Origin of the sequence: Nocardia sp. BSTN01 (assembly GCF_015354405.1) — a bacterium.
Taxonomy (GTDB): domain Bacteria; phylum Actinomycetota; class Actinomycetes; order Mycobacteriales; family Mycobacteriaceae; genus Nocardia.
In genome coordinates, this window is the sequence record NZ_JADKYP010000149.1 from 1 (window position 1) to 1,168 (window position 1,168).

Here is a 1,168-nt window from a genome sequence, read left to right on the forward strand (position 1 = left end):
AACGGCTGGCCGAACTGCTGCAGCAGTTCAAGGGAATCGGGCCGACCGGCGCGGAGATCTTCCTGCGCGAGGTGCAGGACGTCTGGACCTGGGTGCGCCCGCATTTCGACGACCGGGCCCGCAAGGGCGCCGATCTGCTGCATCTGTCGACCGATCCGAAGCGGCTGGATCGCCTGGGCCGTTCCGGCCACGACGCGGAACTGGCCGCCGCGCTGGTCCGGGTGAGTCTCGACAAAGATCTCGCCGACCAGGTGCTCGCGGCTGTCGGCTGAGCCCCTGGGAGATCGAAACGCCTGGTCATCCGCGTATCGCGGTGCCCGACCGGGTGATCGCCGGCGGAGCGGGAAAATTTTTCGCCGCGGCGGGAATGAACCGTCCGCCCCGCTCGTTGAGCTGTTCGACGCAAGGTTGAGTGCAAGCGGCTCAAGTCTCTGGTTGACTCCGACGGGATCGGGGGGCAGGATTGAGCCGACCACGCTCAGTGTTGCTGAGGACCGTGCTCCGTGCGGTGTCAGGGGCCACCTCTACACATACGGGAAAGGTCCGACCGGCACGAACAAGTGCCGCGCGCAGGGTCGCCCCCTGCACCACACACAGTTACATCACCTAGGAGGAACCACTATGGCTCGTGCGGTCGGTATCGACCTCGGGACCACGAACTCGGTCATCGCTGTTCTCGAAGGCGGTGAGCCGGTCGTCGTCGCCAACTCGGAAGGTTCGCGCACCACTCCGTCGGTCGTCGCGTTCGCCAAGAACGGAGAGGTTCTCGTCGGGCAGCCGGCCAAGAACCAGGCGGTGACCAACGTCGATCGCACCATCAAGTCCGTCAAGCGCCACATGGGCGAGGACTGGAGCGTGGAGATCGACGACAAGAAGTACACGGCGCAGGAGATCAGCGCCCGTACCCTCATGAAGCTCAAGCGCGACGCCGAGGCCTACCTGGGCGAGGAGATCACCGACGCGGTGATCACCGTGCCCGCCTACTTCGAGGACGCGCAGCGCCAGGCCACCAAGGAGGCCGGCCAGATCGCGGGTCTGAACGTCCTGCGCATCGTCAACGAGCCGACCGCCGCCGCGCTGGCGTACGGCCTCGACAAGGGCGACAAAGAGCAGACCATCCTGGTCTTCGACCTCGGTGGCGGCACCTTCGACGTCTCGCTGCTGGAAA

Annotated in this window: 1 protein-coding gene and 1 pseudogene; both read left to right on the forward strand. The window is 65.8% G+C overall.

Annotated elements, in window-relative coordinates; all coding sequences use genetic code 11:
- A pseudogene (locus IRT45_RS36235) lies at positions 1-272 on the forward strand (endonuclease); the annotation flags it as partial.
- A 349-nt stretch (positions 273-621) separates the two neighbouring features.
- Positions 622-1,168 (forward strand): Hsp70 family protein (locus IRT45_RS36240; protein WP_194810253.1); only part of this gene is annotated, 547 nt, incomplete at its 3' end.